A 13,002-nucleotide genomic window follows, 5' to 3' on the forward strand; every position below is an offset into this window, starting at 1 on the left:
TATACTGTGTGAGTAGATTTTCACACCTTGCAGGAGGCTGGCCATGAACAACAAAGCTAACCGTTCCAAGAATACCCCGAAACAAGGGCGTCTGCTCCCTATGCTGCTTGCCGTCATTGCAGTGCTGTTGATCGCAATTCTTGCCTTCATGCTTACGAAGAACAAGACATCCGGCACCGAGGCGCTCGATAATCTCCCCAACTACACCGATGTGAAGGGCAAGATCGTGGTCGACGGGCTGAAATACGAGAAGCAGCCGCATCTGGGCAAGGAAGACGCCAAGGTGAAGGTGATCGAATTCGCCGACTTCAAATGCCCTGCCTGCAAAAATTGGACCGCCTCCTACCTCGATACGTTCATCAAGGACTATGTTGACAGCGGGAAAGTCCAGTTCTACTTCATGAACTTTGCCTTCATCGACCGGGACTCTTACCTGGCCGCCAGTGCCGGGGAAGCCATCTATCAGCAGAGCAACGAGAAGTTCTGGGAGTATCTGCACAAGCTCTACGCCAATCAGGGCGATGAGAGCAAGATCTGGGCGACCCAGAAGTTCATCCTTCAGTTCGTGAAGGAGAATATTGAAGGGATTGACCAGAAGAAATTCGGGCAGGATCTGAAGAACCATACGTATATGTACGATGTCAAAGAAGACTTCAAAATCGCCGGAGCCTACGGCGTCAACGGCACGCCTAAGTTCATGGTGAACGGCGTCCTGCTGCCGGATTCCTCCTATGAGGGCCTAAGTGCCGCCATTGAAGCGGCCTTACTGGAAGCTAAGTAATTTCCCCCCACAAAGTGGGGCTTTAGCTTCGATGATGACTCTGGTACTTTGCGGGGACCCCAAAACATATAACTTCTCTATTACAAGAGCGCCCCGGCCGGGAATAGATGGCCGGGGCGTTCTTATATGAATGAATTATTCCACAGCCAGCTGGCCGGTATCCATATTCTGCAGCACCAGCTTGCCTTCAAGCGGCTCGCCGTCCTCGCCGGTCAGCTTCAGCTTTCCGGTTCTGCCCTTCTCAATCAGGGCCTTCACCTGGGTGTCGGTGAGCGTGCGCCCGTGATTCTCCTTCCAGATTACGAAGGCACAGCCTTCCTTGTAATGGGAGCAGCCGTAGCCCTTGCGGCCCATGAAGATCATGCCGCCGCAGCCCGGACGCGGGCAGCTGCCGATGACCTTCGGCCCGGTATCTCCGCTCTTCCCGGCAGCCGCAGGTGCCGCGCGGCGCGGTTTTGCCGCTGCGGGCGTGCCCCCGGCCGTTTTGGATTCGGCGGCCTTGCGCGGCGCAGCAGCGGAGCTGCGGCCCTTGCCGCCGCTGTTCAGCGAAGGCGTCTCGCCTTCGAAGGAGGTCTTGGCGGCGCGCGACTGCACACGTACCTTGTCCACAATCATCGAAGCGAACCGCTTGACGTTCTCCATGAACTGTCCGTCCGCTGCGGCGCCTCGGGCAATTTCATTCAGGCGGCGCTCCCACTGCCCGGTCATTTCCGGGGAGGTCAGCAGCTCTATGCCTGCCCCGCGGATCAGCTCAACCGCCGTCCGCCCCTTTTGGGTGATGGCGATCTTTTTCCCCTGCATCTCCACATAGCCGACATTCTTCAGCCGTTCAATCGTGGCTGCCCGGGTGGCCGGAGTGCCCAGCCCTGAATCCTTCATCGCATCGCGCAGCTCTTCATCCTCAATCTGCTTGCCCGCACTCTCCATCGCCTTCAGCAAGGTCCCTTCCGTGTAATGCTTCGGAGGCTGGGTATCCTTCTCCTTCACAATGGCATCGCTGCAGTGCACTTCACCGTCCGCGTTGACCGAGAACGGCTCGTTCACCTCAAGCTCCTCTTCCTCCTCGTCCTCCTTGCCTTTGCCCTTGGCCGGTCTAGACTTGTCCTTCTTCTGGTCTGCGTAGATGACCTTCCAGCCGAGGCTGAGCAGCTCCTTGACCGTGGTCTTGAACTTCTCCGCCTCCACTTCGGTGATCACCGTATGCACCTTGTATTCCGCAGCCGGATAGAACTGGGAGAGGAAGCGGCGGACGATCAGATCGTACAGCTTGGCTTCGTCCGCGCTCAGCCCGTTCGCTTTGCGGTTCGTCGGCAGAATCGCATGGTGATCCTCCACCTTGGACGGATTACAGATAAACTTGTTGCCCTTATGAACCAGATTCCGGTTCGCACCCTTCACCCAATCGTCGTACTGCGTCCCTTGAAGGGCCGACAGCGTCTTGTGCATTTCAGGAATATTCTGCTCCGTGACATAGTTGGAGTTGGTACGCGGGTACGAGATCACCTTGTGCTTCTCATACAGCGCCTGGGCAATATCCAGTGTCTTCTTGGCGGAGAAAGCGTATTTCCCGTTCGCCTCACGCTGGAGCAGCGTCAGATCGTACAGCTTGTTCGGATATTCCTTGGTCTCTTTGACCTCATAGGAGACAATCCGGGCGGGCTTGCCCTTAACCTTGGCGGCAAGCGCCTCCGCCTTCGCACCATCCGTTAACCGGTCGCCCTGCCACATTCCTTTATACGTCAGCTCATTCTGGGTGAAATGCCCTTCCACCTCAAAGAACTTCAGCGAGGAGAACGCTTCGATCGTCTTCTGACGGTCATAGATCAGCGCAAGCACCGGGGTCTGTACCCGACCTACAGAGAGCAGCACATTATGCTTGGTGGTAAAAGCGCGCGAGCCGTTCATCCCAATCAGCCAGTCCGCCTCGCTGCGTGCCCGGGCTGCTTTGGTCAGATTCTCGTATTCCGAACCGTCCTTCAGCTCCTGGAAGCCCTTGCGGATCGTCTCCGGCGTCAGGTCGGAGATCCACAGCCGCTTCACCGGCTGGTTCAGCTCCAGGTAACGCTGGATCAGGGAGAAGATATGCTGACCCTCACGCCCCGCATCGCAGGAGTTCACGAGCAGATTACTGCGCTTCGCCAGCTCACCGATTACCTTCAGCTGATCCATGGTGCGTGCGTTAGGCAGCAGCTTGAACTCCTCGGGGATGATCGGCAGATCATTAATGTTCCATTTTTTATATTTATTGTCGTAGGCTTCGGGCTCTGCCAGGCCAATCAGATGCCCGATCGCCCAGGTGATGATGTACTGCTCCCCTTCCAGATAGGAACGGTAGTTTTTGGCCTTCGGTTCTATTGCGGCGGCGATATTCCGCCCCATGTCCGGTTTCTCCGCAATAATGAGTGTCTTCAACAATAATCGCTCCTTACCCTCGGTTCATTACAAAAGTTGTCCAGTAGTCTATTATACCATTCCCGGACCCCAAAATCCGCTTCACATTATTAAAGCCTGCGGCCTATGGGCGGAAGATAGCCATCAGGATGAGCAGCGCCCCGATGATCAGGCTGAACAACTCAAGCACATCTCCCCGGGACCAGTGCTTGCGAAAGAATACGATTGCAGGCTGGGCAAGCCCCGCGATCAGATACAAAACAGCCAGCAGCAGACCAAAGGAAAGTATGGTGAAGACAGGTGCGTTACTCTGCGGCCCCCCGATGAAGGTAATCAACACAATAAGCACAGTCAGAATATACAGAATACACCGGAAGAAGATAATCCACGGCCCGGACTTTGCGGGTGCAGGTTCAACCGGGACTTGCTGTTCCCTGGCCCGCTCTTCCAGTAGGCGGCGGATCTCCTCAGGATGCTCCTTGCGCATTTTCTGCATCTGTCTGGCATTGTCAAGCCTGCGTCTCAAGCGTCCAAACATGCTTTCCCTTCCTCTCCATGGCGGCAATTCATGCGGTATTCCCCTATTTTACCAGAGCTTCAATTCAAGCAAAAGCAGTATCCGGTGCGGACGGCAGACTGCTTACGCGAAGCACCGCCTCGCCAATATCGACTACTTCCTTGTTACCCGTTCTGCGGTCCATGTATTCAACCCTCTGCTCTGCGGCCAGCTTGCCGACCACCAGCGCAACTGGTAGGCCGATCAGTCCGGCATCCTTGAATTTGACCCCGGCCCGTTCATCACGGTCGTCCAGCAGGGTATCGATACCCAAGGCGGTCAGCTGTGTATACAGAGCTTCGGCGAGCTCACGCTGCGCTGTATCTTTGACCGACATCAGCAGGATATGGACTGCATATGGAGCCAGGCCCTGCGGCCAGACCAGTCCCTGGTCATCGCTGTTCTGCTCAGCCACTGCGGCCAGCAGGCGGGAGATTCCAATGCCGTAACAGCCCATTACCATAGGCTGCGTACGGCCGTCTGCATCCAGATATCCCGCTCCCAGCTTCTCGCTATAGACCGTGCCCAGCTTGAAGACATGTCCTACCTCAATGCCCTGCTGGAAATTCAGCTCCCCTTCACCGCAGTGCGGACAGCTGTCGCCGGTAACCGCATTGCGGAAATCCCCTGTCTGCGTTAGCGGGAAGTCCCGGCCGGGGATGACTCCGCGCAGATGGTAATCCTCTTCCCCTGCGCCTGTGACCGCTTCGGTCATGGCTGCAACCGCCGCATCCACCAGGAGGGGCACGGACAATCCGCCAGGACCGACATAACCGCTCCCTACTCCCGCTGCCTCCTGCACATGCTCAACATCAGCCAGCGTAATGTCAGCGCAGCCGAGGTACTTTTGCACCTTCAGCTCATTCACCTCATGATCTCCGCGGACCAGCACGGCAAATGTCTTGCCTTCGCCCGTGTAGATTAATGTCTTGATGATATCCTGCGCTCCAAGCTGACTCCCCTGCTCCAGCTGCTGTATGGTCTTCTGGGCAGGAGTATGGAATCGCTCAGGGGCAGGCCGTCCGGCAAAATCCTGCCGATGCGGTGCGGCTCCGCTCTTGACTTCGGCCTGCTCCAGATTCGCGGCATATCCGCACAGAGAGCACACAGCTATCGTATCCTCGCCGATCTCTGAGAGGGCCATGAATTCATGATTCTGGCCTTTGCCGCCAATCGCTCCGGCATTCGCCTGCACCGCCCGGTACTTCAGGCCGCAGCGGTCAAAGATCCGCTCATAAGCGCTGTACATCCTCTGATAGGCCAGATCCAGGCCTCCCCAGTCCGTATCGAACGAATAGGCATCCTTCATCAGGAATTCCCTGCCCCGCAGAAGCCCTGAGCGTGGACGGGGCTCATCCCGGAACTTCGTCTGAATCTGATAGACGGTCACCGGGAGCCGCCGGTAAGAGCTGATCTCTCCGCGTATTAGCGCCGTCACCACCTCCTCATGGGTCGGACCAAGCACGAACTCACGGTCGTGACGGTCCTTAAGCTTCATCAGCTCTTTGCCGTACACCCCATACCGTCCGGATTCTCTCCAGAGCTCTGCCGGCTGCATCGAAGGCATAAGGACCTCCTGCGCACCGGCGGACTCCATTTCCTGGCGCACGATCTGCTCCATTCTGCGCAGTACCCTCCGTCCGAGCGGCATATAGGTGTACACCCCGGCAGCAAGCTGGCGGATATACCCGGCACGCAGCAGCAGCTGATGGCTTCTTGTCTCTGCTTCGGCAGGAGCTTCGCGCAGAGTGGTAACTAATAGATCGGTTTGACGCATGTAGATCAGCCTCTTTCTTGGATAAGTGAGTACGGGTCCAGATCCTTATACTGTGTTCATGAGAACGCAAAAAAGACGCATCCGTCAGGGACGAATGCGCCGTGTTACCACCCTGGTTCAACCAACAGCCTATACAAGCCTGCGGTCCTCTAATCCGGGTAACGGCCGGGTCCGGCAGACATATGCCCATCTTCAGCATAAGCTGCAGCTTCCAAGGCAGGATTGGTGTCTCACGCGCTCGGGGGATCTTTCAGCCGGTGAATCCCCTCTCTGCTTCCGGCGGTTATGGATACCAGGTCCTTGGTCAACGCTGTTACGTTATAAATATGGTACTTAATTTATACGATATTCCGGACCGCGTCAAGCCGTGAGACATAGATTGAAAATGCAATTAAATATTTTCACAAAATGCCTTATGATATGAAAAAAATGTGTCGATAAACCGAATATATGAATAGAGTTATGCAGAGAGAAACGGCTGCCTGTACTACCGGCCGATTTCCATACACCAGAGGGGGAACCATTTCAAATGTTCAAGTCAGTCAACCGCTTCATCCACAAGCTCAAATTACGATCGCTGCAAAGAAAAATGATGATGCTTTTCACCATTATGCTGGTGATCCCGATCCTTCTGGTCAGTTATTTCTCCTACTCCAGCGCTAAAAAGGAATTGGAGATCAAAATGCAAAACGCCACGCATTCCAGTGTCGATCTGGTTGCCGGCACCATCCATGAATATGTATCCGCCGCGATGCGGAATGTAGATTTGCTCAGCCGCCAAATCCAGTCCTCCAGGGTTGGTGCTAACGCTCCTGAAACCCGCACACTGATCGAAGAGTTCATGAAGGCACATCCCGAGCTTGAGATTGTTACGGTGGGCAACGAACAAGGCGCCTGGATGAAAGCCCCGGACCCCGGCAAGCAGGATTATGATCCGCGCACGCGGGACTGGTATAAGGCGTCCATGCAGAATGCCGGTAACACTACCATCATTGATCCTTTTGTCTCGGCAACCACCGGCAACTATACGCTGTTCATCTCCCATTCGCTGCAGGACGGCAAAGGAGCTATCACCACCAGCCTTAATCTGAAGGCAATGAGTGAGAGAATCCAGAACACTACTCCGGGTGAGACCGGCTACTTCTACATTGTCGACCGGAATCATAAATTCGTCTCTTATCCCGGCAAGGCCGCAGGTGAAGAGGTTGCAGACTATATCGTGAAGATGCTGGTTAACGACAAGGGAGATCTGCACTATACCAATCCGGACACAGGGATGGACATGCAGGGGTATTATACAACCGATCCGCATACAGGCTTCAAAATTGTCGGCATTCTGCCTACCGAAGAATTCTCGAAGGCCTCAGAGCCCATTATTTATACCGGACTTATGGTTCTGGCTGTTGCCCTGATAATCGCCCTAACCCTGATGTACCTGATTGTCCGCTCAATTACGAATCCGATCCGTAGTCTCAACCATTCCGCACAGCGGGTAAGCGAAGGCTATCTGAATGAGCAGATTCAGATCAACCGGGTGGATGAGATAGGTCAGCTGGCACAGAATTACAACCTTATGGTAGGCTCCCTGCGGGGCATCGTGGCGGACATTTCGGACACCTCGGGACAATTGGCCGCCTCCAGCCAGCAATTGAATGCCACCACAGAAGAGAATTCCAGAGCCACCGCTTACGTGGCCGGACTGGTCCAGGACTCCTCCGAGGGTGCGCAGACACAGACCTCAGCCATGGCAGAAACCTCGCGCGCGATGGAGGAAATGTCCTCTGGTATTCAAAAAATCGCCGAAGCCGCCGCCTCGATCGTCGATTCTTCCGCGAATACGGAAGCCGACGTTCGCAGCGGCAGCCGGAAGATGGAGCAGGTCGGCAGGCAGATGGATGCGATCCGTACCTCTACTCACCACTCTTCGGAGCTGATCGGACAATTAAACGGTCTCAACAATGAGGTGTCCGCGATGAGCAGTGCAATTACGGCGATCGCCGTACAGACGAATCTCTTGTCACTGAATGCCGGCATTGAAGCCGCGCGGGCCGGGGAGCAGGGACGGGGCTTCGCAGTCGTGGCGGCAGAGGTGCGCAAGCTGGCGGATCAATCGAAGAATACCGCCGGAGATATTCAGGACACTCTGCAGCAGATGACCCGGTTGATCGACCAGACCTATGAAGCGATCCGGCATACCGTTGCGGCCGATGTGGAGCTGGGCATTCAGGTTACCGCCGAAGCCAAGGAAGCATTCGTCAGCATTGAACACTCCACGGCCAAAATCAACGGCCAGTTGCATGACATCTCGGCCATTACCGAGCAGATGTCAGCCGGAGCACAGGAGGTCGCCGCTTCCGTGCATGAGATATCCTCTATCTCCCGTTCCACCTCAGACGCTTTCCAGAGTGTGACGGCGGCTACAGAAGAACAGCTCGCTTCCATGGAAGAGATCTCAGCCTCCTCAACGGAGCTGTCCAGAATGGCCGGTAGTCTGCAGCTGAAGATTGAACGGTTCAAGCTGGAGGACTAGCATAACAGCATAACAAAGTCACCTGCGGTTGAATAGGATTACCTTCGCGCCAGCAAATTGCAGATTGTATACTGTTTTCCGCATACATTCGGGCCATGCGCCTGCATGCGATCACAATGTATGCTGTTTTTCGCATACATTCGGGCCGTGCGCCTGCATGCGATCACAATGTATACTGTTTTCCGCATACATTCGGGCCATGCGCCTGCATACGAGCACAATGTATGCTGTTTTTCGCATACATTCATCAACAAGGTCACTCTGCGAACTCTTATCCACCAACTAACATGCAACTTGTCCACAGCAGGAGGAAACTATAGTTTCCTATACAATAATAAAAAGCCGTCCCCCAGCAATGCTGGGAGGACGGCTTCTTGGTGTATATTCAGTTAAGCAAGTACAGTCGAACCCATCAGGAATTTATCCACTTCCCGTGCGGCTTCGCGGCCCTCGTTGATGGCCCAGACGACCAGACTCTGTCCGCGGCGCATATCTCCGGCTGCGAATACTTTATCCACATTCGTATTGAATTTGCCGTAACGGGCCTTCACATTGCTGCGGCGGTCCGTATCCAGCTTCAGCTCCTCAATGATATCCTGCTCCGGTCCGTCGAAGCCAATCGCAATCAGCGCAAGCTGGGCTGGGTAGACAGCCTCGGTTCCCGGAACCGGCTGGTAGATCTTCCGTCCCGTCTCGTCCACCGTCCGGCGGATCTGCACCGTATGCAGCTCCTTGAGGTTGCCTTCTTCATCGCCGACGAACTTCGTGGTCATGATGGAGAATTCACGCGGGTCTTCTCCGAAGACCGCCTTGGCTTCCTGCTGGGCATAATCCAGGGTGTAGACATTCGGGAACTGCGGCCACGGGTTAGCGATCGGATCGCGCGTAAGCGGCGCTTTGTCGTGCGTACCGAACTGGGTGATGCTGCTGCAGCCATGCCGCAGGGAGGTCGCTACACAGTCAGAGCCGGTGTCCCCTCCACCCAGCACGATTACATCCTTGCCGGCGGCGGATACGTAGTTGCCATCCTCCAGATTGGAATTCAGATAGCTCTTGATGGTACCGTTCAGGTAATCCATGGCGTACATTACGCCTTTGAGGTCATTGCCTTCCACATTGAAGCGTCTGGCCTTGGTAGCTCCGCCGCAGAGGACAACGGCATCATATTCATCAACCAGCTGCTGCGCCGGAATGTCTTTGCCGATTTCCGTATTCACCACGAATTCGATACCTTCTGCAGCCAGCAGATCGACGCGGCGCTGTACGACACGTTTGTCCAGCTTCATCGTCGGAATACCGTACATCAGAAGGCCGCCGATCCGGTCACTGCGCTCAAAGACCGTTACTGTATGACCCGCCTTGTTCAGCTGGGCGGCAGCGGCAAGACCTGCCGGTCCGGAGCCGACAATGGCGATCCGTTTGCCTGTACGCTTCTCCGGCGGATTCGGGACGACCCAGCCCTCTTCAAAGCCCTTGTCCACAATCGCCAGCTCGATCGTCTTAATCGTAACAGGCTGTCCAATCAGACCGACTGTACAGGAGCCCTCACAGGGTGCAGGACAGATGCTGCCGGTGAATTCGGGGAAGTTATTCGTCTTGTGCAGGCGCTCCAGTGCTTCCTTCCACAATCCCCGGTAGACCAGGTTATTCCACTCCGGGATCAGGTTATGCACGGGACAGCCTGAAGTACCGCCGCTCATATCGATACCGGTATGGCAATAAGGTGTTCCACAATCCATACAACGGGCACCCTGGGTCCGAAGCTCGTCCTCGGTCAGATGCTCGTGGAATTCTTCCCAATCCTTCACGCGCTGCTCGGGAGCCCGGTCTCCTGGGAGCTGGCGCTTATACTCCATAAATCCAGTAGGTGTAGACATATATACGTTTCCCCCATCCGTTCTCTTCGTGTTGATGTAATAGTACACCACTTCTAATTTTAATTATATTAGCATTCAATACTTTCGCACTGTAATGGACTAATCTGCTGATTATTTGTACTATTTCACATCTTGTGTCAGAGAAAACGCTTCATTGTCACTCCCTGCGTTCGTACACAAAGAAACGGTAATCATAGGGATTCTGCTCATTCCTTAGCCCCGCCTTGCTGGAGACTTCCTTCCACCGGCTCCAGTCCACCTCAGGGAACCTCGTATCGCCTTCAATCTCCGCCTCTATCCGTGTCACCTGCAGCTTGTCGGCATACGGCAGCATCAGGCTGTAGATCTCGGCTCCGCCGATCACCATCAGCTCATCCTCCTTACGCCCCTCTGCCAGCGCGGCTTCCAGCGAATGCACGACCTCTGCCCCTTCAGGTGCGAAGCTCCGGTCTCGGGTCAGGATCAGGCTGGTGCGGCCCTTCAGCGGCTTGCTGCCCAGCGACTCCCAGGTTTTGCGGCCCATCAGCATCCGTTTGCCCAGTGTCTCTGCTTTGAAATAAGCGAAGTCCAGCGGCAGTTGCCAGGGCATGTCATTATCTTTGCCAATTACGCCATTTGAGGCCATCGCCCATATCATTGTAATACTCATATAGCAACCGGTGCCTTGATCCCCGGATGATGGACATAGTCGGTAAATTCAAAATCCTCAAAGGTATAATCAAAAATACTGTCCGGTACTCTGCGGATATGAAGCTTCGGCAGCGCATAAGGCTCCCGTGCAAGCTGTGTGGCTACTTGTTCCATGTGATTTGTATATATGTGCACATCTCCGCCTGACCAGATGAATTCTCCTACCTCAAGCCCCGTCTGCTGAGCCACCATATGGGTGAGCAGCGCGTAGCTGGCAATGTTAAACGGAAGCCCCAGGAACGTATCTACCGAACGCATAGTAAGCATGCAGGACAGCTTGCCGCCCGCTACATAGAACTGAAACACGAAATGGCAGGGCGGAAGCTTCATCTGCTCAATCTCGCCTACATTCCACGCACTGACAATATGACGCCGTGAATCGGGATTATGCTTAATCGCCTCAATCACATTCGCAATCTGGTCAATATGCTGCCCGTCCTTGCTCTCCCAGGCCCGCCACTGCGAGCCGTACACCGGTCCCAGCTCCCCGTTCTCATCAGCCCATTCATCCCAGATGGAGACTCCATGCTCCTTCAGATACGTTGTATTGGTATCCCCTCTGAGGAACCATAACAGCTCATGCACCACCGACTTCAGATGGATGCGTTTGGTGGTCATCAGCGGGAAGCCCTTCGACAGGTCGAAGCGGAGCTGACGCCCGAAGACGGACACTGTACCGGTACCGGTCCGGTCGCCTTTGGCTGTACCGTTGTCCAGAATATCCTGCAATAAATCCAAGTAATTACGCAAGTAGTATCGCACCCCACTCTCTTTTTTTCTTCTATCAGTTTACCATGAGGTGACGCTTGTTGTAACTTCCCTAACGATAAAAAAACGCAAAAAAGCAAACATTTCTATCCCGTATTGGCCCGGCTTCCAGCTATTCCCGAACGTTAACGACAGATTCAAAAGAGGATGTTCCCTGACCATCTGCATGGCTTCGGAAACATCCTCCTATGTTCTTACCGCATAAGCTTAGGCGGTTATTATTTCATTACGTGGATCGGGTGGCCTTCTACCAGCTCAGCCGCTTCCATTACGATCTCGCCAAGGGTTGGATGCGCATGGATCGTCAGAGCGATATCCTCAAGCGTTGCGCCCATTTCAATGGCCAGACCCAGCTCAGCGATCAGGTTGGAGGCTTCGATACCGACGATTTGTGCGCCGAGCACCTGATTGTTGTCACTCTTTGCTACAATCTTGATGAAGCCTTCAGGAGCATTCAGGGACACGGCACGGCCGTTGCCTGCGAACGGGAACTTGCCGGCTTTCACCGCATAGCCCTTATCCTTCGCTTCCTTCTCGGTCAGGCCTACGCTGGAGCATTCAGGATCTGTGAACACGACAGCCGGCATTACCTTGTAATCTACAACCGATTTGTGTCCGGCAATCGCTTCCGCCGCAATCTTACCTTCGTAAGAGGCTTTGTGCGCCAGGGCAAGACCTGGAACGATGTCGCCGATGGCGAAAATATTAGGAATGTTGGTACGTCCCTGGTGGTCTACCTTCACCAGACCGCGGTCATCCAGCTCAACGCCGATCAGATCCAGGCCCAGCTCGCCGTCTGTATTCGGACGACGACCTACTGTTACCAGCAGGTACTCGGCAGTCACTTCCTTGGACTCGCCGCCTACAGAATACTTCACAGTCACTTCTTTGTCATTCTGAACAGCACTTTCCGCTTTGGCATTGGTCACAATTTCAATACCGGTCTTCGCCATATTCTTGGCAACCAGACGGGTCATGTCTTTGTCGAAGCCAGGCAGAACGGTATCCAGACCTTCAATGATGGTAACCTTGGTGCCGAATTTGGAGTACATCTGACCCAGCTCCGCACCGATGTAGCCGCCGCCGATTACGATCATGCTCTTAGGAATTTCAGGCAGATCCAGCGCTTCCGTGGAGGACAGGATGCGTCCGCCGAACGGGAAGGGCTTCAGTTCAATCGGACGGGAGCCCGTTGCGATAATGCAGTTGTTGAATTTGTAGCGCGGGGATTCATGATCATTGAACAGACGGGCTTCGTTTGCACTGATGAACATAGCTTCTCCGCTGAATACTTCGATCTTGTTGCCCTTCATCAGGCTGGTAACGCCGGAAGTCATTTTCTTGACTACGCCGTTCTTGAAGGCCTGAGTCTTGGACCAGTCCACCTTTACGTTCTCGGCAGTAACACCGAATACATCACCGTGCTGGGCAGCCTCGAATTGATGGGCGGCCGAGATCAGGGCCTTGGAAGGAATACAGCCGCGGTTCAAGCACACGCCGCCGAGTTCCGATTTATCTACAATGATGACCTTTTGGCCGAGCTGGGCGGCACGAATTGCCGCCACATACCCGCCGGGACCTGCACCAATTACCAATGTGTCGATTTCGATTGAAGCGTCTCCGACTACCATT

General features: G+C 54.7%; 9 protein-coding genes. 2 read left to right on the forward strand and 7 right to left on the reverse strand.

What is annotated here, in order from left to right; all coding sequences use genetic code 11:
- Positions 1–43: 43 nt before the first annotated feature.
- Positions 44–781, forward strand: a complete 738-nt coding sequence (locus tag MHH28_RS08065; RefSeq protein ID WP_405113753.1) for a DsbA family protein — start codon at positions 44–46, stop codon at positions 779–781.
- Between the two features lie 135 nt (positions 782–916).
- Here MHH28_RS08065 and MHH28_RS08070 read toward each other — a convergent pair whose 3' ends face one another.
- The 3 genes from MHH28_RS08070 to MHH28_RS08080 all read right to left on the reverse strand — a co-directional run bounded on the left by MHH28_RS08070 (position 917) and on the right by MHH28_RS08080 (position 5,505).
- A complete protein-coding gene (locus tag MHH28_RS08070; protein WP_405113755.1) occupies positions 917–3,193 on the reverse strand; it encodes a DNA topoisomerase 3 in 2,277 nt (758 codons plus the stop codon).
- A gap of 103 nt (positions 3,194–3,296) precedes the next feature.
- Entirely contained in the window at positions 3,297–3,710 is a 414-nt protein-coding gene (locus tag MHH28_RS08075) for a hypothetical protein (RefSeq protein WP_405113757.1), read from the reverse strand.
- Positions 3,711–3,774: 64 nt separating this feature from the next.
- Positions 3,775–5,505, reverse strand: a complete 1,731-nt coding sequence (locus MHH28_RS08080; RefSeq protein WP_405113760.1) for a proline--tRNA ligase — start codon at positions 5,503–5,505, stop codon at positions 3,775–3,777.
- A gap of 529 nt (positions 5,506–6,034) precedes the next feature.
- On the opposite strand from MHH28_RS08080, the gene MHH28_RS08085 reads away from it, so the two are divergent.
- Positions 6,035–8,035 carry a methyl-accepting chemotaxis protein gene (locus MHH28_RS08085; RefSeq protein WP_405113762.1) on the forward strand — a complete coding sequence of 667 codons (2,001 nt, stop codon included), beginning with the start codon at positions 6,035–6,037 and terminating at the stop codon, positions 8,033–8,035.
- Positions 8,036–8,424: 389 nt separating this feature from the next.
- On the opposite strand, the gene MHH28_RS08090 is transcribed toward MHH28_RS08085, so the two are convergent.
- From MHH28_RS08090 to lpdA, 4 genes are all read right to left on the reverse strand, one after another.
- Positions 8,425–9,912 (reverse strand): glutamate synthase subunit beta, encoded by a 1,488-nt coding sequence (locus MHH28_RS08090; protein ID WP_405113764.1) that lies wholly within the window; start codon positions 9,910–9,912, stop codon positions 8,425–8,427.
- 157 nt (positions 9,913–10,069) lie between these two features.
- Positions 10,070–10,561 carry a dihydrofolate reductase gene (locus tag MHH28_RS08095; RefSeq protein WP_405113766.1) on the reverse strand — a complete coding sequence of 164 codons (492 nt, stop codon included), beginning with the start codon at positions 10,559–10,561 and terminating at the stop codon, positions 10,070–10,072.
- A complete protein-coding gene (locus tag MHH28_RS08100; protein WP_405113768.1) occupies positions 10,558–11,352 on the reverse strand; it encodes a thymidylate synthase in 795 nt (264 codons plus the stop codon). The genes MHH28_RS08095 and MHH28_RS08100 overlap by 4 nt, the downstream gene beginning before the upstream one ends.
- Before the next feature lie 236 nt (positions 11,353–11,588).
- A complete protein-coding gene (gene lpdA / locus MHH28_RS08105; RefSeq protein WP_405113770.1) occupies positions 11,589–13,001 on the reverse strand; it encodes a dihydrolipoyl dehydrogenase in 1,413 nt (470 codons plus the stop codon).
- Position 13,002 lies beyond the last annotated feature (1 nt).

Source organism: Paenibacillus sp. FSL K6-1217 (genome assembly GCF_045040735.1).
In the GTDB taxonomy this organism is placed as follows: domain Bacteria; phylum Bacillota; class Bacilli; order Paenibacillales; family Paenibacillaceae; genus Paenibacillus_AQ.

Excerpts from the sequence above, each read along its gene's own strand:
- MHH28_RS08080 (WP_405113760.1), bottom strand. The coding sequence starts at position 5,505 with ATGCGTCAAACCGATCTATTAGTTACCACTCTGCGCGAAGCTCCTGCC.
- MHH28_RS08065 (WP_405113753.1), top strand. The coding sequence starts at position 44 with ATGAACAACAAAGCTAACCGTTCCAAGAATACCCCGAAACAAGGGCGT.
- lpdA (WP_405113770.1), bottom strand. The coding sequence starts at position 13,001 with ATGGTAGTCGGAGACGCTTCAATCGAAATCGACACATTGGTAATTGGT.
- MHH28_RS08090 (WP_405113764.1), bottom strand. The coding sequence starts at position 9,912 with ATGTCTACACCTACTGGATTTATGGAGTATAAGCGCCAGCTCCCAGGA.
- MHH28_RS08085 (WP_405113762.1), top strand. The coding sequence starts at position 6,035 with ATGTTCAAGTCAGTCAACCGCTTCATCCACAAGCTCAAATTACGATCG.
- MHH28_RS08075 (WP_405113757.1), bottom strand. The coding sequence starts at position 3,710 with ATGTTTGGACGCTTGAGACGCAGGCTTGACAATGCCAGACAGATGCAG.
- MHH28_RS08095 (WP_405113766.1), bottom strand. The coding sequence starts at position 10,561 with ATGAGTATTACAATGATATGGGCGATGGCCTCAAATGGCGTAATTGGC.